Origin of the sequence: Calditerricola satsumensis (assembly GCF_014646935.1) — a bacterium.
In the GTDB taxonomy this organism is placed as follows: domain Bacteria; phylum Bacillota; class Bacilli; order Calditerricolales; family Calditerricolaceae; genus Calditerricola; species Calditerricola satsumensis.
The window spans coordinates 1-26,578 of record NZ_BMOF01000032.1; the positions used below are offsets into that span (position 1 = coordinate 1).

Sequence of the window (26,578 nt, forward strand, 5' to 3'; positions counted from 1 at the left end):
GCCGCCATTCGCGCAGGCGCAGGGCCAGCGCCTCCAGGCGGTCCAGGGCGCGCTCGGCCGCAGGAAGGGCGGAAAGGCGGGCCAGAACCGCCTGCCACTGCGCCTGCTCCGCCTCCACCGCGCGCCACGCCTCGCGGGCCGCCTGCAGCCGGGCAAGGCGCTCCAGGCGCGCTTCCGCCTGCGCCCCCGCCGCCTCCGAACGCGTAAGGGCGGCGCGGTACGCCGGGAGCACGTCATAGGGCTTCAGCTCGGCGCGAAGCCGTTCGATCTCCTGTTCGTGGTGGCGGATCGCTTGCCCGAGGGCCTGCACGTCGCGCTGCGTGTCGCGGATGGCCGCGTCGATGATGTGCGCCCCGCTGAGGAGGCCCAGCACCTTGGCCCGCACCGCTGCCCGCTCGCCGAGCAAAAAGGGCGGGTCAAGCTGCATCGCGAGGTGGACGAGGGTCTCCAGGTCCTCGTCCAACACGAGGGGGCGGAGGCCGTGGGCTTCGAGGACCGCATCAGGCACGCCGGTGCCAAAGCCTTCAAACACCTGCTCGCGGCCGTCCGGCGTGCGCACCCGATACCGGTTGCGCGCCGCCGTGCGCTCGCGCACGATGACGGTGCCGTCATCGAAGCACACCGTCACCCGGCAGGAATCGGCACCCGCGCGCACGAAGTCGCTCCCCCGCGGCTGGTTGAAGAGCGCCCAGCGCAAGGCGCGGACGATGGCGCTCTTGCCGCTGTCCGACGGCCCGACGATGACGTTCAGTCCGGGGGAGAACTCCAGTTCGCTGCGCTCATGGGATTGAAAGTTTTCGATCACCACGCGGCGAATGGCCTTCTTCACGGCGCATGCTCCCCTTTCGCCAGCCGCTCCTGGGCCGCGGCAAGGCGGCGCAGCGCCTCCTCGCGCACGGCGTCGGGCACCTGGGTCAGCCCGGCAAGGCGGTCGAGAATCTGGGCCAGCTCCAGCGTTTGAAAGTCCGCCGCCTCACGAACCTGCTGGACAAAACGGTTCAGCTTCTCTTCGCGGTAGGCGGCCTGCTCCACGTAGTGGCGGTCGAGCACCTCCTCGCCCGGGCGCGCGCAGGAGAGCGGGATCAATTCCACGTCGATCCCGGCGCCAAGGGTGAGCACGGCCACCTGCGGCATGCGCCGCACCTCGGCCAGCTGGTTGTTCACGCGCGACAAGGCCCCGGGGTTGACGATCCACTTCCCCTCCCGCTTGCGGGCGCCAAAGCCGGCGTGGTAGTGGCCGGTCAGGAGCACGTCGGGCGCATCGGGCCCCCACAGCGTGTCGAGGAGGGTGTAAGGCACGCCGCCGGGGAGGGGCTTGTCCGTCACCATGCCGTGGGCGAGGTGGACGGTGACGTCGGCGTTGCGCGGAAGGGGCGGCCGGTAGTCGAGGGCGGCGTCGCGGCGGTCAATGTCGTAATGAAACGGCTGGCCCGTCAGCTGCACGGTGATGCCGCCCACATCCAGGCGCACCGGCTCACCCGGGTGCAGGAGGCGCACCGTCCCGAAGGCGTCGAGGAGGCCGAGCATGGTCCGGCCCACCGTCTCCGGGTTGTGGCCGTAGACGTCGTGGTTGCCGGCTACGGCGTAGATGGGCGCCGGCGCGTCGCGCAGCACGGCGGCAAAGCTGCGCACCACCGCCGGGGCCAGGTCGGGACGGTCGAAGACATCGCCGCCGTGGAGGATGGCGTCGACGCGGTGGGCAGCGGCGATCTCCATCACCTCGGCCAGCTTGGCCTTCAGCGTCTCCGGAAAGTTGTCCCGCCGGTTGCGCGGCGTCGTGCCGCGAATGTGGGTGTCGGTCACAAAGAGCAGCTTCATGCGTTTTCCTCCTCGGCGAGGCGCCGCACCACGTCGCCCGCGATCCCCGGGGCAAACCCTTTCCCGATCAGGAAGCGGTACAGCTTGGCGGCATCCAGCCCCGTCGGCGTGCGGTAGCGCGGAAGGCGCCGGCGGGCCAGGGCGTAGGCCGCCTCGCGCTCGTCCTCCTCCGTCCACGCCGCCAAGGCCGCGTCGACCGTCTCCGCCGCCACGCCCCGCTGGAGCAGTTCCTGGCGCAAAAGCCGCCGGCCCCGGGGACGGCTGACCCTGCGCGCCTCCACCCACTGGCGGGCAAAGGCGGCATCGTCCAGCCAGCCCGCTTCGCGCAGGCGCCCCAACACGGCGTCGATCCGCTCGGCCGCATAGCCGCACCGCAGGAGGTAGGCGCGCACCTCCGCCTCCGCCCGCGCCCGCACGGCCAAAAAGCGCAAGGCGCGCTGCAAGACGCGGTTTTCCTCCTCTTCCGCCAGCACCGCCTGGCAGGCAGCGGGATCCAGGCGGCGGCCCTTCACCAGGCGCAGGCGCACCACCACGTCTTCGTGCACGGAAAAGGCCAGCTCGCCGTCCACATACACGTTGTACCGCTTGGGACGCCCCGGCTGGGGTTCAACGGCCGTAATCACCCCGTCCATGTGCGGACTCACCGCCTTTAGAAAAAGAAGAAAGCACCCGTTTGAGGTGCTTTCCGGAGGTCATTCCATATCCAGCGCGAACACGTCGTCGATCGGCTCCTCGTCGACCGGCGCGCTGGACACTTTGACCGGGTTGATCTTGTAGTACTCCCGGATCTTCTGCTCGATGGCGTCGGCCACCTCCGGGTGCTCCTTGAGAAACTGTTTGGCGTTTTCGCGCCCCTGGCCGAGCCGCTGGTCGCCAAACGCATACCACGCCCCGCTCTTTTGGATGATGTCCAGCTCCGCGGCCATGTCGAGGATGCTCGCCTCCCGCGAGACCCCTTCGCCGTACATGATGTCGACGTCACACTGCTTGAACGGCGGCGCCACCTTGTTCTTGACCACCTTGATGCGCGCGCGGTTCCCGACGACTTCATTGCCGTTTTTGATCGCCTCGGTCCGGCGCACTTCCAAGCGGATGCTGCTGTAAAACTTGAGGGCGCGGCCGCCGGGCGTCGTTTCGGGGTTGCCAAACAACACGCCAACCTTTTCACGGATTTGGTTGATGAAGATGGCAATCGTGCGCGACTTGGAAATCGCGCCGGCCAGTTTGCGCAGGGCCTGGGACATGAGGCGGGCCTGCAGGCCGACGTGGGCGTCGCCCATTTCGCCCTCGATTTCCGCCTTCGGTACGAGGGCGGCTACCGAGTCGACGACGATGATGTCGACGGCCCCGCTGCGGACCAGCGCCTCGGCGATCTCCAGCGCCTGTTCGCCGGTGTCGGGCTGAGAGAGGAGCAGCTCGTCGATGTTGACGCCCACCTTCTGCGCGTAGACCGGGTCGAGGGCGTGCTCGGCGTCGATGAACGCCGCCGTGCCACCGATCTTCTGGACCTCGGCGATGGCGTGGAGGGCGACCGTCGTCTTCCCCGACGACTCGTGGCCGTAAACCTCGATGATCCGCCCGCGCGGATAGCCGCCGACCCCCAAGGCGATGTCCAACCCGAGAATGCCGCTGGAAACCGTGGAGACCTGTGCCTGCGCCGCTTCCCCAAGGCGCATGATGGCCCCTTTTCCAAACTGCTTCTCGATCTGGCGCAGGGCCATCTCCAAGGCCGCACGTCGATCGGACACAACGCTCTCCCCTTTTCCCCCAATTTCCGAAAGGCGCTGCATGCCACTTCTCTTCCATCATACATGCTTTTGGGCGGATTGCCAAGAGGAGAGGCGAAAAAATGTTCGCCTCAGCCCACCGGCGCCTGCGCGCGCTTGCCCTTCTTCCCCGTTTTGCGCGCCCCGTTTTCGCCCGTCCGACCCTCACGCGGCTTGGCCGGCTCCACGTTCACCCGCCGCCCGTTGATGCGCGCGTTGCGCAGCGCCTCGTACACGAAGGGCGCCACGTCGGCGGGCACCTCGACAAAGGCGAAGGACTCGAAGAGGTCGATCCGGCCAATCGCCCGCGCCGGGATGCCGGCCTGCTCGGCGATCACATCGGCCACCTCGCGCGGGCCGAGCCCGGCGCTACGGCCGACGTTGAGGAAGAAGCGCACCATGCCGTCGCGGGCGCCGGTGTCGCCAAAGTTGTACTCCTCGTCCTCTGCCTCGCCCGGCCCGAAGGCCAGCTTCAGGGCGGCGGCGGCCAGGTCGGCCAGGTCACCGCCGTCGTCCACCCACTGCTGCACGAAGGCGCGATAGAGGTCGAGGTCCTTCTTCTCCAACTGGGCCGTCAGTTGCGCCGTCCAGTACTGGATCTGCCGGTCGCCCAGCTCACTGACCGTGGGCACCTCGCGCGGTTCGATCGACACCTTGACCACGCGCTCGATGTGTTGCAGCTGCTTCATCTCCCGCGGCGTCACGAGCGTGATGGCCATCCCCGTCTTGCCGGCCCGTCCGGTGCGCCCGATGCGGTGCACGTAGCTTTCCGGATCTTGCGGGATGTCGTAGTTGATCACGTGGGTGACGTTCTCCACGTCGATGCCGCGGGCGGCCACGTCGGTGGCAACGAGCAGCTCCAGCTCCCCGCTGCGGAAGGCGTCCATCACCTTGTTGCGTTGCGATTGGTTCAGGTCGCCGTGCAGCGCGTCGGCGCTGTAGCCGCGCGTCTGCAGGGCCTGGGCCAGCTCGGCGGCGCCCTTCTTCGTGCGGCAGAAGAGGATGCCGCGCTCGACCTCCTCGGCGTCCAGGATGCGGCACAGCACGTCGAGCTTCTGGCTCTCCAGGGCGCGATAGTACACCTGCGTCACCGTCGGCGCGGCCACCGTGCCGCGGGAGATGGCCACCGTCTCCGGCCGGTTCATGTACTGCAGGGCCAGGCGGCGAATTTCCGGCGGCATCGTCGCCGAAAAGAGCAGCGTCTGGCGGTCCTTCGGCACCAGGCGGAGGATGGCTTCAATGTCGTCGATGAAGCCCATGTCGAGCATTTCGTCGGCCTCATCGAGCACGAAAAAGCGCACCTCGTCGAGGCGCAGCGTCTTGCGGCGCAAATGGTCGAGCACGCGCCCCGGCGTACCGATGACGATCTGCACCCCTTTTTTCATCGCCCGGATCTGGTGCTCAATCGACTGTCCGCCGTAGATGGGCAGGGCGCGCACGCCCCGCTTGTACTTGGCGATTCGGCCGATCTCCTCGGCCACCTGGATGGCCAGCTCCCGCGTCGGCGTCAGCACGATGGCCTGCACGTGCGGCGCGGGGGTGACCCGTTCGACGATGGGAATGCCGAACGCCGCCGTCTTCCCCGTTCCCGTCTGGGCCTGGCCGATCACATCGCGGCCGTCAAGAACGAGGGGGATGCACGCCGCCTGGATCGGCGACGGTTCTTCGAAGCCCATGTCGGCAAGGGCATCGAGAATCTCTTGGGAAATCCCGAGTTGCGCAAAGTCTGCCATTCGTCTCGCTCACCTTTCGTTCTTCTTCGCCTCTCGCGATTTCGTTCGCGTTCGCTGCCACTCGAGGTGGCGTCGCGGTTTTGCTTGGCACAAGAGGGTTATTGGCCATCGCCCAGCGCCCGCCACAGCCAAAACAGGGCGTGCTTGGCCGCCCGCAGGCGAATCGCCTCGCGATCGCCAGCGAGCTGCAACGCTTCGGTCCGCACCGTGCCGTCCGGCAGCGCCAGGCCCAGGTGCACCTCGCCCACCGGCTTGCCTTCGGCCGGATCGGGCCCGGCCACGCCGGTCACCGCCAGGCCCACCTGGGCGTCGAGGGCGCGCCGAACGCCCGCGGCCATCTCCCGCGCGCAAGCGGGGCTGATCGTCCCATGGGCGGCGAGGGTTTCGTCCGACACCCCCAGGAGGCGCCGTTTGGCCTCCGGCGCGTAGGCCACGATGCCGCCGGCAAACACGCGGGAGGCGCCGGGCACGCCCGTGACAAGCTCGGCGATCAAGCCGCCGGTACAGCTTTCGGCGACGGCCAGACGCCACCCGCGCGCGGCCAGCCGGCGCACGACGACAACGGGCAGGCGGTCGTCGTCCGATCCATAGTAGTGGTGCCCCAGGCGGGCGAGGATGGCTTCTTTCACCGGGCCGATGAGCGCGCGCGCCTCCTCGCGAGACGGCGCCTTTGCCGTCAGCCGCAGCGTCACCTCGCCGTCCTCCACGAGGGGCGCCACCGTCGGGTTGGTCTGGGCATCAAGCAGGTCGGCCACCTTCTCGGCCAGGGCCGCCTCGCCGATGCCAAAAAAGCGCAGCACCTCCGAGTGCACGACGGCGCGCGTCGGCGCGAAGGCCTCCAGCACCGGGCGCAGGTGCCGTTCCACCATCGGCACCAGCTCGCGCGGGGGGGCCGGCAGAAGGACGTACAGCTTGCCGCCGGAGCAGACGGCCATCCCCGGGGCCAGCCCGCTCTCGTTGGGCAGCACGCTTGCCCCCTTCAACACGAGGGCCTGTTTGCGGTTGTTCTCCGTCATCAACAGGCCCCGCTGCCGGAAAAAGGCCTCGATCCTCGCCAGGGACGGGCCGTGCACCTCGAGGGGCAGACCGAGAAAGTCGGCTACTGTTTCCTTGGTCAGGTCATCCGGTGTCGGGCCCAGCCCTCCGGTGAGGATGACGATGTCGGCGCGGCGGCTGGCGATTTCCAAGCAGGTGCGCAGCCGCGCGGCGTTGTCGCCGACGGCGGTGTGCACGTACACGTCAATCCCCCACTCGGCCAGCTTGCGCGACAGAAACTGGGCGTTCGTGTTGCAAATCTGTCCCAGAAGCAGTTCGGATCCCACAGCCACAATCTCTGCGTTCATCGCTCGCCTCCAAAAACGAAAGCGTAGGCCGCCTTCTTCCTACCCGCGTAGGCGCCGCCTACCGCTATCGGCTCAGCTGAATCACGTGTTTGTTTTTCACGAAATAGTCGATCCCGGAGAGGATCGTCATCGCCATGGCGACCCAAATGACCAACGTGTCAAAGGGGAACCCAATGGAACGGAAGGGGAAGTTGTTCATGATGAGGGCCACAATGGCCACGATTTGCGTCCAGGTCTTGGCCTTCCCGAGGGAGCTGGCGGCGATGACACGCCCTTCTGCCGCGGCCACGAGGCGCAGCCCCGTGACGGCAAACTCCCGGCTGATGATCACCACCGCCACCCACGCATCGAGGCGCTGCAGTTCAACGAGGGAGATCAGCGCGGCGGAGACCAGCAGCTTGTCGGCCAAGGGGTCGAGAAACTTCCCCAGGTTGGTGACCAGCTTCCTTTTCCGCGCGATGTACCCGTCGAGCCCGTCGGTGATCGCGGCGACGATGAACACGCCGGCCGCAATCAGCTCGCTGACCGACGTGCTCATGCCCCCGATGGTCAGCGCGCCGAAGTCAAAGCGCACGAGGATGAACAACATGACGACCGGCACAAGGAAGATGCGCGCCAGCGTGATGGCGTTCGGCAGGTTCACGCGCACGCCACTCCTGTCAGATCGTAATCATGGGCATGGGTGATGCGCACGGGAACGATCCGTCCCGGTTCGCCGCGGTAGCCGGTGACGAACACCTCGCCGTCGATTTCCGGGGCGTCGTATTGCGTACGGCCGATATAGACGTCACTCTGGCCGTCGTAGCGCTCGATGAGGACGGGCAGCTCCTTCCCGATGAAGCGCTGGGAGCGCCGGGCGGCCACCTCGCGCTGAATCTCCATCAGCGTACTCGCGCGGCGCTCCTTCGTCTCCTCGTCGATCTGGTCCGGAAGGCGCGCCGCGGGGGTGCCTTCCTCCTGCGAATACGTGAACACGCCGAGGCGGTCGAACTCGATCTCCCGCACGAAGGCGCACAGGCGTTCAAACTCTTCCTCCGTCTCGCCCGGGAAGCCGACGATGATCGACGTGCGCAGGGCCACGTCGGGAATGCGGTCGCGGATCTTGGCGATCAGCTCCCGGATGTCGCGCTGGCGCCCGGGGCGGAGCATCCGCTTCAGGATCCGGTCTTCGCTGTGCTGCAGCGGCATGTCGATGTACTTGCACACCTTGGGGTTGGTGGCGATCACCTCGAGCAGCTCGTCGGTAAAGGCGCCCGGATACATGTAGTGGAGCCGGATCCACTCGATGCCGTCCACCTCGGCCACGCGATGGATAAGCTCGGGCAGGGCGTGGCGACCGTAGCGGTCCACCCCGTAATTCGTGAGGTCCTGGGCGATCAGGCACAGCTCCTTGACGCCCTGTTCGGCCAAGAGGCGCGCCTCCTCCACGATCGACTCGAAGGAACGGCTGCGAAAAGGTCCGCGCAGCTGGGGAATGATGCAGAAGGTGCAGCGGTTGTCGCACCCTTCGGCGATCTTCAGGTACGCCGTGGCCGTTCCCTTGGCCACGTTGCGGCGCCAGACGCGCTCATAAGAAAAGACGGGATTCCCGACCCGCACCGGTTTGTGCCCCGCCAGCGCCTCCTCGATGATGTCCGCGATTTTGTCAAAATCCCCCGTGCCGACGATGCCGTCAATCTCCGGCATCTCCTGCATCAGCGTTTCCTTGTATCGCTGGGTCAAACAGCCGGCGACGATGAGCGCCTTGAGCTGTCCGGTTTCCTTGTAATCGGCAATGTCGAGGATGGTCTGGATCGACTCTTCCTTCGCGGCGTCGATAAACCCGCAGGTGTTGACGATGCACACCGTCGCCTCCGCCGGCGACGCGACGCGTTGGTAGCCCTTTTCCTCAATCAACTGGGACATGATGTCGGAGTCAACGAGGTTCTTTTCGCAACCCAGAGTCACAATCGCCACTTTTTCTGCCATGCGTGGTTCCTCCAACGCATTTCCAGTTTCCTCCCCAAAGTATACTGCAACCGTGTTCAAGGTGTCAAAAGCAAAAACCTGCACCCCGCACGGCTTCATCGGGATGCAGGTCGGTCTAAGCCGCCTTAAGGCGTCGGCGCCGTTTCGCGTTTCAGGTAAACGGTAACGGGTTGCGGCATGTCCGTCGTCGGGAGCGGCACGCCGTTGATCGTCACATCCACGCCAGGGGCGTTCCCCGGGCGCAACCGGATCGCGGCCGCGTCGGCAATCTCCCACGTCTTGCTCTGCCCGCGCGCCAGCGAAACCTCTTCGATCACCGCGCCGTTTCGGAACCGCCCGCCCGCCTCCTCCGCCTTGCGCACCTGCAGCCAGCACCGTTCGCGGGACGCCGTAACGGCAATCGTCAGCCGGTCGGCCCCCTTCACGACGTACACCCACGTCGGGCCGTCGGTCTTGACCGGCTGCAGCTGGGGCTGGGCGACCGGCTCGCTCGGCTGATCGGGCTTGTCCACCTGATCCGTTGGCGCGCTCGGCGCAACGGGCGATCCGGGTACCGTTCGCGCCGCCTGCGAATCAGACGAAGGAGGCGGTTCAATCTGCACCGTGCCGTTTTGGAAGGGGTCTTGCCCTTCCGGTGCCGTGTTCGTTCCATGCCGCCACGCCAGGACGAGCACCACCACAATCAAGGCCACAAACGCGTACAGAAGGACGCGCACCGTCCATCCGCCGGCCGCCATCGCGCGGCGCCGGCTGGCCCGCGACTGGGTGATCGTCGAAACGGGGGCGGGTTCTTCGGTTTTCGGCAAGATCGCCTCGTACTGCTGAACGATCTGGTCGGGATCCAGCCCCACCATCTCCGCGTACCGGCGAACAAAGGCGCGCGTGTAGAAATGGCCGGGCAACACGTGCAAGTCGCCGCGCTCGATCGCTTCCAGGTAGCGGCGCTGAATTTTCGTTCGCTCCTGCAGGTCCTCCAGGGTGAGCCCCTTTGCTTCCCGCGCGCGCCGCAGCATTTCCCCCAGTTCGGCCGACATACGCTCACCTCCCGGCTTCAGAAATCAAAGGCGGAAAATCCGCCTTCGATGGCTTCGTACGTGATCTCTTCGTCCGGATGGTTGCGCAGCTCGATGATGTAATCAAAGTCGTCCCATTCAAACTCGGTCTCCCGCACGAAGATGTCGGGATGTTCCACGCATTTGGTGGCGGGAAAGCGGATGATCTCGCGCACCAGCAGGTGGTGCCGCTCATTCGCGCGCAGCGTGGAAACAATGCCGTCAATCAAATAAACATGATCCGGCGAAATCTCGTCGTCGGCCAGCTGCGTTCGCACCGTCTGGCGCAACAAGGTGGACGAAATGAAGGTCCACCGCTTGTTCGCGCACACGCTGGCCGCCACGAGCGACTCGGTCTTGCCGACGCGCGGCATGCCGCGAATGCCGATCATCTGGTGGCCTTCCTTTTTAAAAATCTCCGCCAAAAAATCAACCAACAGCCCGATCTCGTCGCGCACGAAGCGAAAGGTTTTCTTGTTGTCGGAATCGCGTTCGATGTAGCGCCCGTGACGCACGGCCAACCGATCCAGGAGCGTCGGCGGGCGGAGGCGGGTTACCCGAATGTTTTCAATGTTGCGGAGGAGGCCTTCAAGGACTTTGATTTTATGGTCGTCGTCGGTGGCGAGGAGCATGCCCCGTCGCCGGTTTTCCACCCCGTTGATCGTGACGATGCTGACCCCAAGCATCCCCAGAAGGGAAGCCACATCGCCCAACAGGCCCGGGCGGTTCTTCGTGATCTCATACTCCAAATACCATTCGTTCATCGCGCCACTCCCTTCCGGCTTTCGCCTCTCCCTCTTCCTCATTCTACACGGAAGCCCTCCGGCCTGCAAAAGAATTTGCATGGGCAGCAAATTCTCGAACATAAGGAAAACCCTTCTTGACGGGCAAGAAGGGTTTGCGCATCGGTGTGTTTACGGCTTGCTGACCATCTTCACCATCAGGTTGGCCAGCGTCTTCTGCTCCTCTTCCGTTCCGGCCTCCCACAACTCCTTCAGGAGGCGCTCCTCACGGTTTTTGGGATCCACTTCGTTGGCCAGGTAATCGCCGATGTAATACGCCACGTTGGAAATGGCGTCCGTCGACATCCCCATTTTCTGCGCCTGTTCCACGCGCTGGGCGAGGAATTGCTTCCACTGATCAAAGGAGTCGAGCACCGACATGCGTTCGTCCCTCCTGGTTGCGATGGGGTTGGGTTCAGGTTTAGGGTGATCGCGGAGGGACGAAATTATGCGGCGCTTACGCCTGCCACCCCCCGCTGACGGCAATCACCTGTCCGGTGATGTACCCGGCCGCCGGCGTGGCCAAGAAGGCCACCAAGGCCGCCACGTCCTCCGGCTGCCCCAGCCGCCCGGCCGGAATCTCCTGCGCGAGGGCCTGCCGATCCGCAGGCGACAGGAACGCGTCGAGGGGCGTGTCGATGGCCCCCGGCGCCACGGCGTTCACCGTAATGCCGCTGGAGGCGAGCTCCTTGGCCAGGGCCTTCGTCATGGCGTTGAGCCCCCCTTTGACCGCCGAATAGGCCACCTCGCACGCCGCTCCGGTGAGGCCCCACACCGACGAGATGTTGATGATGCGCCCGAACCGCGCCGCCACCATCCACGGGATGACGCGCTGGCAGGCGAAAAAGGCCGCCTTGAGGTGCAGGTCGCAGAGGGCATCCCATTCCGCTTCCGTCATCTCGACGGCCAGGCCATAATGGGAGGTTCCGGCGTTGTTCACCAAGATGAGCGGACGGCCCGAGGCGGCGACGCGTTCGAAAAGCGCCTCGCGCTCGGCGCCCACGCGCAAATCGGCGCGATGGCAAAAGGCCATCGCGCCCTGGGCGCGGCACCATTCTGCAAGGGCCCGCGCCTCCTGCTCGCGGCGGTGGTAATGGATGTGCACGTTGGCCCCCTGGGCGACGAGGGCGCGAACAATGGCCTGGCCGATGCCGCCCGACGCGCCGGTTACGAGGGCCCACCGCCCGGCGAGGGGACGGTCGTGGGTCACGCCCGCCCCTCCTTCGCGGCTTCCTCCTTACCCTGGGGGGAGCGAACGATGCAGGCGGAAAAGCGGGCAAAGTCCCAGTGCTCGGCCAGTCGCGCGTTGACGTCATCGGCGGTGAGGGCCTCGAGGAGGGCCACCGTCCGGAACAGATCGGTGTCCTGGAAGCGGTATTTCGTGAACTGGTTGGCGATGAACTCGGGAGCGTTGAGCTGGGCCAGAAACTCCCCGAGTCTCTTGCGCCGGGCCCGCTCGAAGTCGGAGACGGAGATGCCGCTTCGCGCGACCGCTTCCAGCCCCTTCTGCACCTCGTCGAGCAGCCGGTCGGGGTCGGGCGTGTCGCCGCCGGCCAGGGAAAAGCTGTACGTCGTCTCCACGGACACCTCCACCCCGAAGGTGTCGTCGATCAGGCCGTCGTCGTACAGCTTCTGGTACAGATCGGAGCCCGGCCCCAAGACGATATCGTAGAGGAGCTTCGTGGCCAGCTCCCGCTTGAGCAGCGCGTCGCCCGTCTCGCCGCCGGACGGGTCCTTAAAGCCGAACAAGCACTTCGGCACGCCAACCGGCAGGGCGATCTCGACGCGGGCTTGGCGCGCGCCATCCGGCTCTTCCGGATAGAAGCGGCGGATGGCGCCGGGCGGGTCAAAGGTTTTCTTGGCCTGGTTTTCGGCCACCAGGGACAAGATGCGTCCGGGATCGACGGGGCCAACGACAAACAGGGCCATGTTGGACGGGTGATAAAAGGTCTCGTAACAGGTGTAGAGGAGCTCTTTCGTGATCGTCTGGATCGACTCCACCGTGCCGGCAATCTCCGTGCGCACGGGGTGACGGTGGTACAGCCCCTGAAGCAGACCAAAGTAGGCCCGCCACTCGGGGTCGTCGTCGTACATCCGGATCTCCTGGGCGATGATGCCCTTCTCCTTCTCCACGTTCTGGTCGGTAAAGTAGGGGCGCTGGACAAAGTCGAGGAGCGTGGTCAGGTTCTCCTCGACGTTTTCGGTGCAGGAAAAGAGGTAGGTGGTGCGCTCGAAGGTCGTGTAAGCGTTGGCCGAGGCGCCAAGGGAGGAAAAGCGCAGGAAAATGTCACCGTCCTCTTCCTCGAACATTTTGTGCTCGAGGAAATGGGCGATGCCGTCCGGCACGCGGATCGGCTCCTTCCCCGGCGGGGCAAAGTGGTTGTCGACGGAGCCGTAGCGCGTGGCGAAGGTGGCGTACGTCTTGTGAAAGCCCGGCTTGGGCAGGACGTACACGTCGAGCCCGTTCGGGAGCCGGTCATGGTGAAGGGTTTCCTTCAGCTGCGCATAGACGATCGTCTTCATGACTCGTTCCCCCTGTCGCGCAGGAAGTACACGGTGTCGACGACAACGCCCTCGGCGATGCGCACCACATCGTCCTTCGTCACGCCCATGATGCCCTCGATGAGCCCGTCCACGGTGATCGGCCGCTCGGCCAGCACGCTGTGATACGCAAAGTCGATGAGCTGGCGGGGGTTGTCGAGGAGCTCCCGGTACTGGTTGGCCAGCGAGGCCTTGGTCCGCTGGAGCTCGTCGTCGGTGATCTCCCCGCGCCGCAGCAGGGCCAGCTGCTCCTCGATGATGGCCAGGGCCTTTTCAAAATTCTCGATGGCGATGCCGGAGAAGATCATCAGGATGCCCTTGTGTGAATCGAGGCGCGACGCGGCGTAGTACGCGAGGCTGGCCTTCTCCCGCACGTTGACGAACAGCTTGGAGTGGGGAAAACCGCCCAGCACGCCGTTGTAGACGAGCAGGGCCGGATACGCGTCGGCGTCGGCGATCGTCACCGGCGTGCGGCAGCCGATGTTCAGCTTGCCCTGCGTCACGTCCAACCGCTCCACCACGGTGCGCCGCTCGGCCACCGCCGTCTTGATCACCGTCGGCGGCAGCGTGTCCTTCGGCCGGCGCGACAGCCCGTCAAACAGCTTGCCCAATGCGTGCTGGGCCCGGTCGGGGTCGACGTCGCCAACGAGGAACACGTCGATGGGGTAACGGGCAAACAGGTCCTGGTACAGGTCGTAGAGAGACTGCGGCGTGATGGCGGCGAGGCCCTCCTTGCGGCCGTAGGCAAAAAGGCGGTACGGCTCCTCCCGACACATTTCCTCCGTGCAGCGCTGGCTGGCGTAGCGAATCTTGTCGTCGAGGAGGCTTTCCAGCCGCTTGCGCAACCGCTCCTTCTCCGAGGCCACGAACGCCGACGCCAGGGCGCCGTCCTCGACGACGGGACGCGTCAGGACGTCGCGCAACACGGCGAGGGTCTCGGTCAGGAGCGGCACCGGATCGGTGAGATAGGCCTCATTGGCCACTTCGAGGCGGAACTGGAGGATCTGCCGCTCGCCGCGCTTGGCCACATCCACCTCCAGCGACGCGCCATACAGCTCGTCTAAGCGGCGCTGGAGGGCTTTCGTCGTGGGATAGGTTTGGCTTCCGCGCTTGAGCACAAAGGGCAAGAGGGCGGCCGGGGTCACCGTTTCCTCCGCCAGCGGCAGCTGCACGTTGACCACCACGGTGTTCGTTTTGAATTTTTCCGTCGGCAAAACATGATAGCGCACGCCTTGTTCGGCCACTTGCACAAACGCCGGACCGTTCACGCCTATCGCTCCTTTTTGTGCCAGCATGATTCCGTTCATGGCCTTCTTGGATCCGCTCATTACCTGTATTGTATCCGATGGGCCGGCCGCCCACCACCCGCGCAAGCGAAAACGCGAGCGGGAATCCCGCTCGCGGCTCATTGGGGAGGCAGCGGCGCGTCACCAGACGCCTCATGGGCCGGGAGGACGGCCGTGGCATCAAAGCGTCCGCAATCGGGCGCCAGGCAGAGCATGCCTTGCAGGTTCTCATCGGAAAAGAAAAAACCGCGCGTCCCGCCGCAATGCGGGCACGTCCACACAGGGCCCCACCTCCACACCGACATCGGGATACCCTTAGCGTGCCCCATTTGGCGCGGCGTACGCGCGGAGGCCGTGCAATTGCGGCGAGAGCCGTCGCCGATTACCGCCCGCCCTTGACATACGGCTTGCCCAGCGCGGCCGGGGCCTCGGCGCGCCCCACCACCCCGGCCAAGACGAGAATCGTCACCACATACGGAAGCAGGTTGATCAGGTCAACCGGCACCACCTTCGCCAGGCCCAGGACCTGGATGATCGTGCGGGCCGCTTGGGTGAGGCCGAAGAACAGGGCGGCCAGCATGGCCCCGACCGGGTGCCACTTGCCGAAGATCATCGCCGCCAGGGCGATGAACCCCTGTCCGGCGATGGTGCTGTGGCTGAAGTTCGACGTCGTCGTCAGCGCCACGCTGGCGCCGCCCAGGCCGGCCAGCGCCCCGCTGATCAACACGGCGTAGTAGCGGATGCGCTGCACGTGGATGCCCAGCGTGTCGGCCGCCCGCGGATGCTCGCCGACGGCCCGCAGGCGCAGCCCAAAGGGCGTCTTCCACAGCACGAAGTAGGCCGCGGCCACCGCCAAGAAGGCCAGGTACGTTGTCGGATAGGCGACAAACAGCGCCCGTCCGATGACGGGGATCTCGCTCAACACGGGGATGCGCCATTCCGACAGGGGATGCTGGATGGTCGTCGTCTGCGCCGCGCCGTCGAAGAGGAGCTTCACCATGAAGATGGTGAACCCAAAGGCCAGAAAGTTGAGGGCCACGCCGCTCACCACCTGGTCGGCGCGAAACGTCACCGTGGCCACGGCATGCAGCAAGGCAAAGAGCATCCCGGCAAGCGCCGCCACCGCGAGGGCCACATAGGGCGCCGCATCGCCCCAACCGGCCCCTTCCCCGAGAAAAATGGCCGTCACGGCGCCGGCAAAGGCCCCGACGATCATGAGGCCCTCGAGGGCAATGTTGACCACCCCCGAACGCTCGGAGAACACCCCGCCCACGGCGGCGAGGATCAGGGCCGTGGAGAAGACCAGCGTGTTGTGGATGATGTCGCCCAGGCTAAGAAGCCACGCCATCGGTGACGCCCCCCTTCCCCTTGGTGCGGCGGAACAGCCCGACAAGCGTGCGCACAACGCCGCTGGCCGCGACGAAAAAGATGACGAGGGCGATCACGACGCGGATCAGCTCGATGGGCACGTCCGCCAGCCGCTGCATCGTGTTGGCCCCGTAGTTGAGGGCCCCGAACAGCACCGCGCCGAGGAGGATGCCCAGCGGGGTGTTGCCGCCCAGAAGGGCGACGGCAATGCCGTCGAAGCCGTACCCCGGGAAGATGGCGCTGATGGCCATGTACCCGTACACGCCCAGCGCCTCCGCCGCGCCGCCCAGCCCCGCGAGGAAGCCGCTGGCCATCATCGCCGAAACGATGCTCCGCGACACGTCCATACCGGCGTACTCGGCGGCATAGGGGTTGAGCCCCACGGCGCGCAGTTCAAAGCCCCACCGCGTCTTCCACAACACCACGTAATAGGCCACCAAAGCCAGAAGCGCCAACAGGATGCCCAGATGAATGCGCGCGTCGTCAAACAGGGCGCTCAGCCAATCCGCCTGCAAGCTTGCCGACGGACGGATTTCCACGGAACGTTCGGCGTCGGCTTTCAGGTACGCGCGAATCAAGTAGTTGGTCAAATACAGGGCGATCCAGTTCATCATGATCGTCGTGATCACTTCATGCACGCCGCGCTTGGCCTTCAGGTAGCCGGGCACGACCCCCCACAGCGCGCCGGCCAATCCCCCGGCCAGCAGAGCCAAGAGCGCGTGCACCCCCGCCGGCGCGTCGACGGCCACGACGACCCACACCGCGGCCAGCGAGCCGACCAGAAACTGCCCTTCGGCCCCGATGTTGAACAGGCCCGTGCGAAAGGCAAAGGCCACCGACAGCCCGGTGAAGATGAGGGGCGTCACCTGCCGGATGGTCTCGCCGAAGTTGTACAGGTTGCCGAACACCCCTTCGTACAGGGCGCCATACGCCGCAACGGGGTCGTAGCCTCCGGCCAGCATGAGCAGCGCCCCCACGGCAAGGCCCAGCACGACGGAAACCGCGGGCACCAACGCCGACTCCTTGAGAAACAGGCCCATGAAGCGCGTTTGCAGGCTGCGGCGGTCTGTTCCGTTCATTGCCCCCCCTCCTTCCCCTGCGGCCGGCTGCCGGCCATGAGCAGCCCCAATTCGTTCTCGTCGGTGGCACGGGCGTCCACCACGTCCACGATGCGCCCTTCGTAAATCACGGCGATACGGTCGGCCACGTTCAAAATCTCGTCCAACTCGAGGGAAACGAGCAGGACCGCCTTGCCCTGGTCGCGCGCCTCGATGAGCCGGCGGTGGATGAATTCGATCGCCCCGACGTCGAGCCCCCGCGTCGGCTGGGCGGCGATCAAGAGCACCGGATTCTTGTCGATCTCCCGCGCGATGACCGCCTTCTGCTGGTTCCCGCCCGAAAGCGCCCGCGCCGGAGTGTCCACGCTCGGCGTGCGCACGTCAAATTCCCGAATGAGCTTCTCCGCATGGGCCACGATGGCCTCGTGGCGGAGCAGCCCCTTTTGGCTGAACGGCGGTTTGTGGTACGTGCTGAGCACCATGTTCTCGCCGATGGAAAAGTCGAGGACCAAGCCGCGCTTGTGGCGATCCTCCGGGATGTGCGCCACGCCGCGCTCGGCGATGGCGCGCGGCGGGCGGTTGTGGATCGGCTCGCCGTTTAGGAGGATCTCCCCGCCCGTCACCTTGCGCAGCCCGGTGAGGACTTCGACCAGCTCGGATTGCCCGTTCCCGTCGACGCCGGCGATGCCCAAGATCTCGCCGGCACGCACCTCAAAGCTGATCCCGTTGAGGGCCGGGACGCCGCGGTTGTCGAGGGCCGTCACGTTGCGCACCTCGAGCACCACCGGGCCGGGCTTGGCGGGGGCCTTCTCCACCCGGAACGCCACCTCGCGGCCGACCATCATCGCCGCCAGCTGGTCCGGGTTCGTCTCGCGCACCGGAACGGTCCCCACCACCTTGCCGCGCCGGATCACCGTCACCGTATCGGCCGCAGCCATGATCTCCTTCAGCTTGTGCGTGATGAGGATGATCGATTTGCCTTCCCGAACCAGATTCTTCATGATGGCGATCAGTTCGCGCGTCTCTTGCGGGGTGAGGACGGCGGTGGGCTCGTCTAAAATGAGGATGTCCGCACCGCGGTACAGCGTCTTGAGAATCTCCACGCGCTGCTGCATGCCGACGGAGATGTCGCGAATCTTGGCCCGCGGGTCCACTTTGAGCCCGTACCGTTCCGACAGCTGGCGCACCTTGGCCTCGGCGGCGGCGTAATCGATCGTCGCGCCCCGCCGCGGCTCGGCGCCGAGCACGATGTTTTCCGTTACCGTGAAGGGCTCGACAAGCATGAAATGCTGGTGCACCATGCCGATGCCCAGCGCGTTGGCCACGTTGGGATCCGTAATGGCCACTTTTTGACCTTTGATGTAGATTTCCCCTTCGTCTGGCTGATACAAGCCAAAGAGGATGTTCATCAGCGTCGACTTGCCGGCACCGTTTTCTCCAAGCAGCGCATGAATCTCGCCGCGGCGCACCCGCAAATCGATCCTGTCGTTGGCCACGATGCCGGGAAACCGCTTGGTGATCCCCCGCATCTCCACCACATACTCGGACACCGCACACCCTCCCTTCGCTAAAGGCCGCAAGCAAGGCGACAAGGCCGGTTGCCCCCAGCCCTGTCGCCTGCTTGCGTGGCCCCATTATTTGAACTGCGCCTGGTATTCCTTGTCCGTGGCCGGCACCTTGATCTCACCATTGATGATCTTCTGCTTGTATTCCTCCACCTTGGCCAGCACGTCAGCCGGAACGTTCTGCTTGGTAGTTTCCGGGATGCCGACACCGTCTTCTTTCAACCCCAGCTGCAGCACCCGCCCGCCGGGGAACTGGCCGTTCAGCAGTTTCTCGGACACCGTGTACACGGCGTTGTCCACGCGCTTCACCATCGAGGTGAGCGTCACGTCGGTGCCAAAGGTGAGGGACTGGTCCTTGTCGACGCCGATCACCCACACGGTTTTGCCCGCTTTGCGGCGCTCCTTGGCCTCGTTGAACACGCCGTCACCCGTCTGCCCCGACGCGTGGAAGATGATGTCCACCCCTTGGTCGTACATCGACGCCGCGGCCTGCTTCCCGAGATCGGGCTTGTTGAAGGCCCCTGTGTACACGACGACCACGTCGGCCTTGGGGTTGACCGTCTTGACGCCCGCTTTGAACCCGTTCTCAAAGCGCTTGATCACGTCAAACTCCATGCCGCCGACAAAGCCCACCTTGTTCGTCTTCGTCATCATCCCGGCGATGACGCCCACCAGGAAGGACCCCTCATGCTCTTTGAAGGTGACGCTGGCGACGTTCTTCAGGCCCTCTTTGCTCAGGTCGAAATCGACGATGGCCAGTTTGGCGTCCGGGTTCTTCTTGGCCACTTCCTTCACCGCGTCGCCCATGAGATAGCCGATGCCCCACGTCAGGTCGTAGCCGTCTTTGACGAACGAGGTCAGGTTGGGCACATAGTCGGCGTCGTTCTTGCTTTCCACATATTTGACCTCGACGCCCTTGTCTTGTTGGAGCTTCTGCAACCCGTTCCACGCGCTTTCGTTGAACGAGTTGTCGTTCACCCCGCCGACGTCGGTCACCATGGCCACGCGGAAGGTTTTGTTGCCGCCACCCCCGCCTTGCGCGTTGTTCTCGTTCTTCGCCGTGCCACATCCCGCCGTCACAAGGGCGAGCGCGAGCACCGCCGCCGTTGCTCCGGCAACCCATTTCTTTGCTCGGATCATGGAAAACCGACAACCTCCTTCTGTATGATGGGGTACCGATCAAAGGGAACCGGGTCAGACCTCAGGGAGGGTGGACACCAGAGAATGAAAACCCTTACAAAACCGGTCGCACGCGCTAGCGCGTGAGCAGGCGCCGGCGCACAACCCGGAAGCGGAACCGATCGGCGCGAAAATAGTTGAAGCAATAGAGCACCGGGTTTTCGTCGACATCGTAGTGCACCTGCTTCAAGAGGAGAAGAGCCGTCTCCGGCGCGCAGGAAAGGAGGGACGAGACCTTTTCGTGATAGCCCACCGGTTCGATCTCGGCCACGGCATAGCTGATGCGGATGCCGGCCTCACGCTCCAGGAGCTGAAAAATGGACGGATAATGAAGCGGCACCGGATCCGGAAGCAGGTGGGCGGGAATCTTGTCGATGCAGTACACGACCGGCTCGTCGTCGGCGGTGCGGAGGCGCTCGATCACGACCACCTCGTCCTTTTCCGATACGTTCAGTTTTTCCCGATCCTCCGCTTGGGCTTTAACGCGACCGGTAAACAAATAATGGGTTCCCGGCCGCTTGCCATGGGCGGCGATCATGTCCGTCACGCTGAACAGCTCTTCGATGCCGCTCGAAAACAGCGGCCGCGGATGGACGAAGGTGCCGACCCCGTGCCGCCGGATCACGACGTTTTCGTCCTCGAGAATGCGCAAGGCTTCGCGCAGCGTGGAACGGCTCACCCCGAGCTGCTTGGCCAGCTCAAACTCCGACGGCAGCCGCTCGCCGGACGCAAACCGGCCCTCGCGTATCTGCTCCTTGATCCAATCGATGACGTGAAGGTACAGCGGACGGGAGACCATGCGCACGGCGTCCCACCCCCCACCTGAAGTATGACGTCTGACCGGTAAGACCTCTTCGACGCGCGCGCGCAAATTCCTTCTCGGCAACAAAAAAAGTGGGCTGGAAAAATCCAGCCCTTAAGAGGAGATGCGCGTATCCCCTTTTTTTATTAACACTTCGCGCGGCTTGCTCCCCTCGTACGGCCCGACGATGCCGTTGGCTTCCATCATGTCGATGAGCCGCGCCGCGCGCGCATAGCCGATGCGCAGGCGGCGCTGGAGCATGGAGACGGAGGCCGATTGGGCCTCGATAACGAGCTGCACGGCCTGCTCGTACAGGTCGTCGTCAACCGCCAGCTCGCCTTCCTTCTCCGGCGTGGGCATCATCTCTTCCGCGTATTCCGGCTCCTGCTGGGTTCGGACAAAAGAGGCCACCGCTTCCACTTCGCTGTCGGAAACAAAGGCGCCCTGCACGCGGATCGGCTTTGGTGCGCCGACGGGGAGAAAGAGCATGTCCCCGCGGCCGAGCAGCTTCTCCGCCCCGGCCATGTCGAGGATGGTGCGCGAGTCGGCCTGCGAGGAGACGCCAAAGGCGATGCGCGACGGGATGTTGGCCTTGATCACCCCGGTGATCACGTCTACCGACGGCCGCTGCGTGGCGAGGATGAGATGAATGCCCGCCGCGCGGGCCATCTGCGCCAGACGGCAGATGGCGTCCTCCACATCGCCGGGGGCAACCATCATCAGGTCGGCCAGCTCGTCGACGATGACGACAATCTGCGGCAGGGCCGGTTCCAAACCGCCCTCCTGCTCGGCCACGAGCTGATTGTAGCGGTGAATGTCCCGCGCCCCCTTTTCGGCAAACAGGTGGTAGCGGCGCTCCATCTCCTGCACCACTTTCTTCAGCGCCTGCGCGGCGCGGCGCGGATCGGTGACGACAGGGGTAAGCAAGTGGGGGATGCCGTTGTACACCGTCAGCTCGACCATCTTCGGGTCGATCATCATCAGCTTCACTTCGTGGGGCTTGGCCTTGTACAACAGGCTCACCACAATGCTGTTGATGCAGACGCTCTTGCCGCTCCCCGTCGCCCCGGCGATGAGAAGGTGCGGCATCTTGGCCAAATCGGCCACCACCGGTTCGCCGGAGATGTCCCGCCCCAGGGCGATGGTCAGCTTGGACGGCGACTCGTGGAAGGCCGCGCTTTCCAACACCTCGCGCAGCGTCACGAGAGCAATCTCGTTGTTCGGGACTTCGATGCCGACAGCCGATTTGCCGGGAATGGGCGCTTCGATGCGAATGTCCCGCGCCGCCAGGGCGAGAGCCAGGTCATCGGCCAGGCTGACGATGCGGCTCACCTTCACGCCGATGCTGGGCTGCACCTCGTAGCGCGTCACCGCCGGCCCGCGGTGAACGGAGATGACCCGGGCCGACACGCCAAAGCTTTCCAGGGTCTCTTCCAGCTTCCGGGCGTTGGCGGCAATGTCGCGGTGCTCCCGTCCGCTGTGGCGCCCGGTGCCTTTCTGGAGAAGGGAAAAGGGAGGGAGTTGGTACCGTTCGGCCGCCAAACGCCGCGCCTCGCGCTCTTCTGGCGTCAGCGTCTTGGCCGTTTGTGTGGTGTGGCCCTCCCCCTCGGCCGTCGAAGCTCCCCCCTCCCGCGCCGGATCGGTTGGCCCTGCCGTCTTCCCTTCGCCCGACGGCGGGGTGTGGCCGCGCCGCTGTCCAGAAGACCCTTCCGGCGCCGACTCCTCCAGCTCTGGAAAGCGCAGCGCCTCCTGCCGGTAGGCGACGTCGGCGAAGTCGTGGATGACCAGCGGCGGGGCCGCCTCTTCCCCCTCGCCTTTGTCCGCTGGCGTCACGCCGTCCGCGGGATTGGCGCCTTTGCCTCGCTTGCGGGCCAAGCGGTGGCGGAGCGAGGGGAAGGTGCGCCCGCGCGCGCGCCACTGGCCCGCTTGCCGCACCGCCCAATTGCGCACCTCCGTGCGGAGCCGTTTCGCCGCAGCGGTTATGCTCTGAAGAATGCGGGCAAAGGTCAGGCCGGTGGACAGCAAGAGGGCAACAAGGAACAAAAAGGCCAGCACCACCGGCGTGCCTTCCCGATCGAAGAGGAAGATGAGCAGCGCAAGACCGACGGCCCCGATCATCCCGCCCCCGATGTCGGTCGGCACGTCGCTGTTTCGTTCCGCCCACACCAGTTTGGCCGTCTCGGCGACGATGGACGGCGGAAACCGCCCGCCTGCCGACAAAGCGTCGAACAGCTGGATGTGCGTGCCGATAAGCAGGCACCCAAACAGCAGAAGCACGCCCACGCGTCGACGGGTGAGCCCCGTCGGCCAGCGCAGGCGCACCATGGCGTACAGCGACGCGGCAATCCCCATCAGGGGGAGCACAAAATTCCACGTCCCCACCAGGACGCGGCACAGATAGGTGAGCGCACGCCCCACGGCGCCAAACTGCCCCAGCGTCACGACAGACAGGAGCAATACGGACAGGGCCGTCAGCTCCAGGCGAATCACCTCGCCGGCCCGCTCCCGCACCGCGGTTTTTTCGCTTTTCGCTTTTCGCACGCTTCTCCTCACCGCCCTTAAGGCGCAAAGAGCAGCCGGCGGAAGCGGCTGCTCTCATGGATCGCTCGTCCCTAGTATACCATTGAATGCCACGACGGGTACAGCCGGTTTAGCCCCACTGCGGGACAAACCGCACCGCCGTGCCGGGGGCAATTTGCGGGTTCAGGTAGTCTTGCGGGTTCGGGCTGATGACGCGCACGATGCGTCCTTCAACGGGACTTGTTCGCTCGATCAGCATCGTCACCCCGCCAACGGTGGTTTCCACCAGGTCGGGCCGGTACGTCTCGAACCCCTCAAAGACAAGCTCCAGGGGCAGGGCCACGTAGTGGATCATTGCAGCGTCACGCCCTGTTTCCGTTTCTCGCGGTACGCCTCGATGCGGCGATTGAGCTCGGCAATGGCCTCACCCAAACCGCCGACAGCGTCGATCAGCCCGTACTTGACCGCATCCGGACCGATCACGTTCGTGCCGATGTCGCGCGTCAGCTCCCCCGTTTTGAACATCAGTTCCTTGAACTTTTCTTCCGGACACTTCGAATGGCGGGCCACGAAACGGACCACGCGCTCCTGCATCTTGTCGAGGTACTCAAAGGTCTGCGGCACCCCGATGACCAAGCCCGTCAGGCGAATCGGGTGAATGGTCATCGTCGCCGTCTCGGCGATAAAGGAGTAGTCGGCCGCCACGGCGATGGGCACGCCAATGCTGTGCCCGCCGCCCAACACGAGCGAAACGGTCGGTTTCGTCAGCGAAGCAATGCACTCGGCGATGGCCAACCCGGCCTCCACGTCGCCGCCGACGGTGTTCAGGATGATGAGGATGCCCTCGATTTTGGGGTTCTGTTCCGCGGCAACGAGCTGCGGGATGATGTGTTCGTACTTGGTTGTCTTGTTCTGCGGCGGAAGCGTCAGATGGCCCTCGATCTGCCCAATGATGGCCAAGCAATAGATGTTGCTTTCCAATTGCGGCACGTTGGTCTGCCCCAACGCCTGGAGGGTGCCGACCACCGGCGGGGTCGGTGTCATCGGGGGCGTCTGTTGCGGCGGGGCCGGTGCCGGCTGTTGGTTCGCCTCGCCAAATTCGCCTTTGCCAATCAGGCCACCCAGCCCAATTAACCCTTCGTTCCTCGTCATGTGCCGTTCATCGGGGCGCATACCCGTTCCTCCTCATGCAAACGTTGTCTGTAGTATGCGCCACCATCACGGCCATCATCCCCTGTCAACAACCGGGATCACCCTGCCCACCGGACTGCGGGGAACACAGCCAAAATGTTGGCAATGGCAAACTGCCGCACCGCGCGGCGCAGATAACAATACCCGCGAATGTGGGTGTCGCCGACGAAAAGAAGCTTGACGCGACGCTGCGTAATCGCGCCGTCCCGGTGGAGGTACACGATTTCCACCGGTTGGCCGAGGGCCAGGTACCGTCGGAGATCCCTTCGCATGCGGCACCTCCACACACGAACGTTTGTTCGTATATTATACGCCGACGCCACGGGTCCTTCAAGTGCCCTTCGGCGCACGGGATCTCCTCCGGCCCCGTTTGGACCAACCGGCAGACGATGCGGAACCGTCAGGTACCAACCTTCGCCAATTTACAGCGTCTTCTTGAACGCGTAACTCGTCTTTTCGTACCCCATCTTCTCCTCGTAAAACCGGTGGGCTCGCACACGCTGCAGGCCCGAGGACAGGGCCACAACCCCGCAGCCGTGCTTTCTCGCCCACTCGTGGATGTGCCAGAGGAGCGCCTCCCCGAAACCGCGGGACCGCCGATCCTCTCGCGTCACGAGATCGTATACCCACACGTGACGCCCATAATATAAGTTTGTAAGCCGGATCACTCCCGCGACGGCGACCAGCTCCTCCCCGCAGAAGAGGCCAAAGAGGGTATACCCTTGTTCGCGCATTTCGCGAAGATAGTCCAGGTACGCGGCCTCGTCCAAGTGGGGACGCAGCTCACGCATCACCGGAAACGCCTGCCGCCACGCTTCCTCCGTTGTCAGCTCGCGGATCGCGACGGTTGCCATCTGTCCGTCTCCCCTCCCCACAACTGCTTCTTTCTCTTTTTGATCTGAAACGTGCGACAGGGCCGAAGACACCCTCAGCCCTTGCGCTTCTTTGACCACACTTGGAGCAACGCATCAAAGGCTGCCTTTTCCGAACCCTGCAAGGCTTGAATTTCACGATGCAACAGGCGTTCAAACAGGTCCTCGTCGTTCTCAATTTTGAGCACCGTCTTGAGCGCGCGAAATCGCTCGATGGTTTCGGGTATCAGCTTGAGCTTCATGGGCGTTTTCAAGCCCGCTCACCTCCAGGTCTTCCTATGACATCCCTATGGGGGACGAGGAAAAAAGGTGCGAAAGGCGTTGTCAAAATCCCTTCAGTTTACCAAGAAAACCCTTATTGTTGTTTCTTATGGGATTTTCGCCAAGCTTTTTACCTTTTTCACTACAAGTTGTCGCAGCTATAGAGAGTATCCAGTATTTCGAACTCATCCCTGCTCAACTGTTCCTGGTGACCCTCATAATAAGCTTGATACCTCTCCACGAATTGTGCTGCATCTATACCTGTCATTCAGGAAATCATTGCATAATCGGATCAGATACTGGGCTTCATTGCTCACTGTCTACCACCTTCCGCTGCTCAGGGGTTGACGTGCAGACACCGACGGATTTTTTGCAACATGAAGGGCGCGCAGACGGACACCACCACATCAACACCATGCAGCCCGCGGCTTTTCAGCCAGCTGTAAAAGTTCGCATCAGCTGGCTTCCGACTGTTGGTTTATCTTGGTCCAATCTATTCTAACCGAGGGGGATTGGAAATGGCTCTCTGATTTTTTCAGAGAGTCTTTTTACACAAGAATATGGACTCAACTTCCGGGAGATGTTCAAGCACAAGCTTCAGGCGTTCGAGATCACCGAGTCCGGCAATTTCGTTCCACGAAAACAGGGAGCCTTGTGGTATAATGGCCATACGGATCTTCTCCTTTGAGGAAGGTTCTTCTCCTTTTGAGTTTACCAAAAAGAGGAGCAACCTGCTTTTTTCATGGTCAACCTTTTGTCTCCTTCTTCGTGGGGTAAGTATTGTCAGACAACTTTTTCGACATGGCCCCAAACGGTCCAGAAAGCGTTTGCCCCCACCTTGCGGTGGGGGATTGACAGTTTTGTGAAGGTGAAAGTGCACCGAATACAAGGGATTCGGACAACGAAAAAGGCTCTTTTTCCTCTTTCCATCATCGCTCCTTTGTCAAATACACGTCCCAATCCTTCCGATTGGGTCCCTTCAGCCAGCTCCCCGTTTGTCCGTGACGCCAAAAGCCGTATCAACCGGCCCGCCCCCCTCGACGATCCCACGCTCTCCATAATGCTTCACCCAGCGAGCCTCAAAAACCACTGCAAATCGCCTTAGTCTAACTAAAGGTAGTCAACATGTGGTCAAACGGAGGACTCAAAAAAGACGAAAGCCGAGAACCCTTGCAGCGCAAGGATTCCCGGCTCCCGTGCGGCTCGGCGAGATCACACTTCCATTTTGAAATCGGTAGTGCATTTAATGCCCTTGAGTTTCATTTAGCCTATTCTGACGCTGATTTTTGGTCGTTGAATAACATTGAGTTTACTTTGATCAGACTGCAGACAAACTCCCTCGGTGCCAACGCAGCCGAGGGAGTTTTCTTGTTGTCTGAGAACAAAAAGGATACTATCCCAAAAACCACCGGTAGGCGATATTGGTTTCGATTTCCTTGATGGTTTGACGCATGGAACGGATGCCGAACAGAT

25 protein-coding genes and 1 pseudogene are annotated in these 26,578 nt (G+C 64.0%); all 26 read right to left on the reverse strand.

What is annotated here, in order from left to right; translation table 11 throughout:
• The coding region (locus IEX61_RS08095) for an AAA family ATPase (RefSeq protein ID WP_188817509.1) at positions 1 to 829 on the reverse strand (829 nt) is incomplete at its 3' end.
• Positions 826 to 1,818, reverse strand: coding sequence for a metallophosphoesterase family protein (locus IEX61_RS08100; RefSeq protein ID WP_188817512.1), 993 nt, complete (start codon positions 1,816 to 1,818; stop codon positions 826 to 828). The genes IEX61_RS08095 and IEX61_RS08100, both read right to left, overlap by 4 nt.
• On the reverse strand, positions 1,815 to 2,450 hold the full coding sequence (locus IEX61_RS08105) for a RecX family transcriptional regulator (protein ID WP_188817514.1): 636 nt from the start codon (positions 2,448 to 2,450) through the stop codon (positions 1,815 to 1,817). The genes IEX61_RS08100 and IEX61_RS08105 overlap by 4 nt, the downstream gene beginning before the upstream one ends.
• A 60-nt stretch (positions 2,451 to 2,510) precedes the next feature.
• The gene (gene recA / locus IEX61_RS08110) at positions 2,511 to 3,566 is read right to left on the reverse strand and encodes a recombinase RecA (protein ID WP_054673202.1); all 1,056 of its coding nucleotides are present in this window, start codon (positions 3,564 to 3,566) and stop codon (positions 2,511 to 2,513) included.
• Between the two features lie 110 nt (positions 3,567 to 3,676).
• The gene (locus IEX61_RS08115) at positions 3,677 to 5,317 is read right to left on the reverse strand and encodes a DEAD/DEAH box helicase (RefSeq protein ID WP_188817516.1); all 1,641 of its coding nucleotides are present in this window, start codon (positions 5,315 to 5,317) and stop codon (positions 3,677 to 3,679) included.
• A 98-nt stretch (positions 5,318 to 5,415) separates the two neighbouring features.
• The gene (locus IEX61_RS08120; RefSeq protein ID WP_188817517.1) at positions 5,416 to 6,660 is read right to left on the reverse strand and encodes a competence/damage-inducible protein A; all 1,245 of its coding nucleotides are present in this window, start codon (positions 6,658 to 6,660) and stop codon (positions 5,416 to 5,418) included.
• Positions 6,661 to 6,724: 64 nt separating this feature from the next.
• A complete protein-coding gene (gene pgsA / locus IEX61_RS08125) occupies positions 6,725 to 7,303 on the reverse strand; it encodes a CDP-diacylglycerol--glycerol-3-phosphate 3-phosphatidyltransferase (RefSeq protein WP_188817519.1) in 579 nt (192 codons plus the stop codon).
• The gene (gene rimO, locus IEX61_RS08130) at positions 7,300 to 8,628 is read right to left on the reverse strand and encodes a 30S ribosomal protein S12 methylthiotransferase RimO (protein WP_054671590.1); all 1,329 of its coding nucleotides are present in this window, start codon (positions 8,626 to 8,628) and stop codon (positions 7,300 to 7,302) included. Before rimO ends, pgsA begins: the two co-directional genes overlap by 4 nt.
• A 125-nt stretch (positions 8,629 to 8,753) precedes the next feature.
• Entirely contained in the window at positions 8,754 to 9,662 is a 909-nt protein-coding gene (locus IEX61_RS08135) for a helix-turn-helix domain-containing protein (RefSeq protein ID WP_188817521.1), read from the reverse strand.
• Positions 9,663 to 9,679: 17 nt separating this feature from the next.
• Entirely contained in the window at positions 9,680 to 10,444 is a 765-nt protein-coding gene (locus IEX61_RS08140; RefSeq protein ID WP_054671581.1) for a YmfK family protein, read from the reverse strand.
• Positions 10,445 to 10,594: 150 nt separating this feature from the next.
• A complete protein-coding gene (locus IEX61_RS08145; protein WP_054671583.1) occupies positions 10,595 to 10,843 on the reverse strand; it encodes a DUF3243 domain-containing protein in 249 nt (82 codons plus the stop codon).
• A gap of 76 nt (positions 10,844 to 10,919) precedes the next feature.
• Positions 10,920 to 11,672, reverse strand: a complete 753-nt coding sequence (ymfI, locus tag IEX61_RS08150) for an elongation factor P 5-aminopentanone reductase (protein ID WP_188817523.1) — start codon at positions 11,670 to 11,672, stop codon at positions 10,920 to 10,922.
• Positions 11,669 to 12,985: an EF-P 5-aminopentanol modification-associated protein YfmH gene (yfmH, locus tag IEX61_RS08155; protein ID WP_188817525.1), complete on the reverse strand. Its 1,317-nt coding sequence runs from the start codon at positions 12,983 to 12,985 to the stop codon at positions 11,669 to 11,671. Before yfmH ends, ymfI begins: the two co-directional genes overlap by 4 nt.
• Positions 12,982 to 14,271, reverse strand: coding sequence for an EF-P 5-aminopentanol modification-associated protein YfmF (gene yfmF / locus IEX61_RS08160; RefSeq protein WP_229725784.1), 1,290 nt, complete (start codon positions 14,269 to 14,271; stop codon positions 12,982 to 12,984). The genes yfmH and yfmF overlap by 4 nt, the downstream gene beginning before the upstream one ends.
• Before the next feature lie 400 nt (positions 14,272 to 14,671).
• Positions 14,672 to 15,637, reverse strand: a complete 966-nt coding sequence (locus tag IEX61_RS08165) for an ABC transporter permease (protein WP_188817527.1) — start codon at positions 15,635 to 15,637, stop codon at positions 14,672 to 14,674.
• Complete coding sequence (locus IEX61_RS08170) at positions 15,621 to 16,736, reverse strand: ABC transporter permease (protein ID WP_308423728.1); 1,116 nt, start codon at positions 16,734 to 16,736, stop codon at positions 15,621 to 15,623. Before IEX61_RS08170 ends, IEX61_RS08165 begins: the two co-directional genes overlap by 17 nt.
• Complete coding sequence (locus IEX61_RS08175) at positions 16,733 to 18,244, reverse strand: ABC transporter ATP-binding protein (RefSeq protein WP_054670902.1); 1,512 nt, start codon at positions 18,242 to 18,244, stop codon at positions 16,733 to 16,735. Before IEX61_RS08175 ends, IEX61_RS08170 begins: the two co-directional genes overlap by 4 nt.
• Before the next feature lie 105 nt (positions 18,245 to 18,349).
• Positions 18,350 to 19,420 carry a BMP family lipoprotein gene (locus IEX61_RS08180; RefSeq protein WP_054670897.1) on the reverse strand — a complete coding sequence of 357 codons (1,071 nt, stop codon included), beginning with the start codon at positions 19,418 to 19,420 and terminating at the stop codon, positions 18,350 to 18,352.
• Between the two features lie 115 nt (positions 19,421 to 19,535).
• Positions 19,536 to 20,258, reverse strand: a complete 723-nt coding sequence (locus IEX61_RS08185) for a GntR family transcriptional regulator (RefSeq protein WP_188817533.1) — start codon at positions 20,256 to 20,258, stop codon at positions 19,536 to 19,538.
• A gap of 117 nt (positions 20,259 to 20,375) precedes the next feature.
• Positions 20,376 to 22,802, reverse strand: a complete 2,427-nt coding sequence (locus tag IEX61_RS08190) for a DNA translocase FtsK (RefSeq protein WP_229725785.1) — start codon at positions 22,800 to 22,802, stop codon at positions 20,376 to 20,378.
• A gap of 109 nt (positions 22,803 to 22,911) precedes the next feature.
• Entirely contained in the window at positions 22,912 to 23,136 is a 225-nt protein-coding gene (locus IEX61_RS08195) for a YlzJ-like family protein (RefSeq protein ID WP_054672497.1), read from the reverse strand.
• Positions 23,133 to 23,825 (reverse strand): ClpP family protease, encoded by a 693-nt coding sequence (locus IEX61_RS08200; RefSeq protein WP_172673592.1) that lies wholly within the window; start codon positions 23,823 to 23,825, stop codon positions 23,133 to 23,135. Before IEX61_RS08200 ends, IEX61_RS08195 begins: the two co-directional genes overlap by 4 nt.
• A gap of 206 nt (positions 23,826 to 24,031) precedes the next feature.
• Positions 24,032 to 24,244 carry a hypothetical protein gene (locus tag IEX61_RS08205; protein WP_054672499.1) on the reverse strand — a complete coding sequence of 71 codons (213 nt, stop codon included), beginning with the start codon at positions 24,242 to 24,244 and terminating at the stop codon, positions 24,032 to 24,034.
• A 150-nt stretch (positions 24,245 to 24,394) separates the two neighbouring features.
• The gene (locus IEX61_RS08210; protein WP_054672501.1) at positions 24,395 to 24,826 is read right to left on the reverse strand and encodes a GNAT family N-acetyltransferase; all 432 of its coding nucleotides are present in this window, start codon (positions 24,824 to 24,826) and stop codon (positions 24,395 to 24,397) included.
• A gap of 74 nt (positions 24,827 to 24,900) precedes the next feature.
• Positions 24,901 to 25,086, reverse strand: a complete 186-nt coding sequence (locus tag IEX61_RS08215) for a hypothetical protein (RefSeq protein WP_188817529.1) — start codon at positions 25,084 to 25,086, stop codon at positions 24,901 to 24,903.
• Between the two features lie 1,415 nt (positions 25,087 to 26,501).
• Positions 26,502 to 26,578: pseudogene (locus IEX61_RS08220) on the reverse strand (transposase); the annotation flags it as partial.

Bases quoted from the DNA above. Each gene is read 5' to 3' on its own strand.
- IEX61_RS08100 (WP_188817512.1), bottom strand. From the start codon at position 1,818: ATGAAGCTGCTCTTTGTGACCGACACCCACATTCGCGGCACGACGCCG.
- IEX61_RS08105 (WP_188817514.1), bottom strand. From the start codon at position 2,450: ATGGACGGGGTGATTACGGCCGTTGAACCCCAGCCGGGGCGTCCCAAG.
- IEX61_RS08115 (WP_188817516.1), bottom strand. From the start codon at position 5,317: ATGGCAGACTTTGCGCAACTCGGGATTTCCCAAGAGATTCTCGATGCC.
- IEX61_RS08120 (WP_188817517.1), bottom strand. From the start codon at position 6,660: ATGAACGCAGAGATTGTGGCTGTGGGATCCGAACTGCTTCTGGGACAG.
- rimO (WP_054671590.1), bottom strand. From the start codon at position 8,628: ATGGCAGAAAAAGTGGCGATTGTGACTCTGGGTTGCGAAAAGAACCTC.
- IEX61_RS08135 (WP_188817521.1), bottom strand. From the start codon at position 9,662: ATGTCGGCCGAACTGGGGGAAATGCTGCGGCGCGCGCGGGAAGCAAAG.
- IEX61_RS08140 (WP_054671581.1), bottom strand. From the start codon at position 10,444: ATGAACGAATGGTATTTGGAGTATGAGATCACGAAGAACCGCCCGGGC.
- IEX61_RS08145 (WP_054671583.1), bottom strand. From the start codon at position 10,843: ATGTCGGTGCTCGACTCCTTTGATCAGTGGAAGCAATTCCTCGCCCAG.
- yfmH (WP_188817525.1), bottom strand. From the start codon at position 12,985: ATGAAGACGATCGTCTATGCGCAGCTGAAGGAAACCCTTCACCATGAC.
- IEX61_RS08165 (WP_188817527.1), bottom strand. From the start codon at position 15,637: ATGGCGTGGCTTCTTAGCCTGGGCGACATCATCCACAACACGCTGGTC.
- IEX61_RS08170 (WP_308423728.1), bottom strand. From the start codon at position 16,736: ATGAACGGAACAGACCGCCGCAGCCTGCAAACGCGCTTCATGGGCCTG.
- IEX61_RS08175 (WP_054670902.1), bottom strand. From the start codon at position 18,244: ATGCGGGGGATCACCAAGCGGTTTCCCGGCATCGTGGCCAACGACAGG.
- IEX61_RS08180 (WP_054670897.1), bottom strand. From the start codon at position 19,420: ATGATCCGAGCAAAGAAATGGGTTGCCGGAGCAACGGCGGCGGTGCTC.
- IEX61_RS08185 (WP_188817533.1), bottom strand. From the start codon at position 20,258: ATGGTCTCCCGTCCGCTGTACCTTCACGTCATCGATTGGATCAAGGAG.
- IEX61_RS08195 (WP_054672497.1), bottom strand. From the start codon at position 23,136: ATGATCCACTACGTGGCCCTGCCCCTGGAGCTTGTCTTTGAGGGGTTC.
- IEX61_RS08200 (WP_172673592.1), bottom strand. From the start codon at position 23,825: ATGACACCGACCCCGCCGGTGGTCGGCACCCTCCAGGCGTTGGGGCAG.
- IEX61_RS08205 (WP_054672499.1), bottom strand. From the start codon at position 24,244: ATGCGAAGGGATCTCCGACGGTACCTGGCCCTCGGCCAACCGGTGGAA.
- IEX61_RS08210 (WP_054672501.1), bottom strand. From the start codon at position 24,826: ATGGCAACCGTCGCGATCCGCGAGCTGACAACGGAGGAAGCGTGGCGG.
- IEX61_RS08215 (WP_188817529.1), bottom strand. From the start codon at position 25,086: ATGAAGCTCAAGCTGATACCCGAAACCATCGAGCGATTTCGCGCGCTC.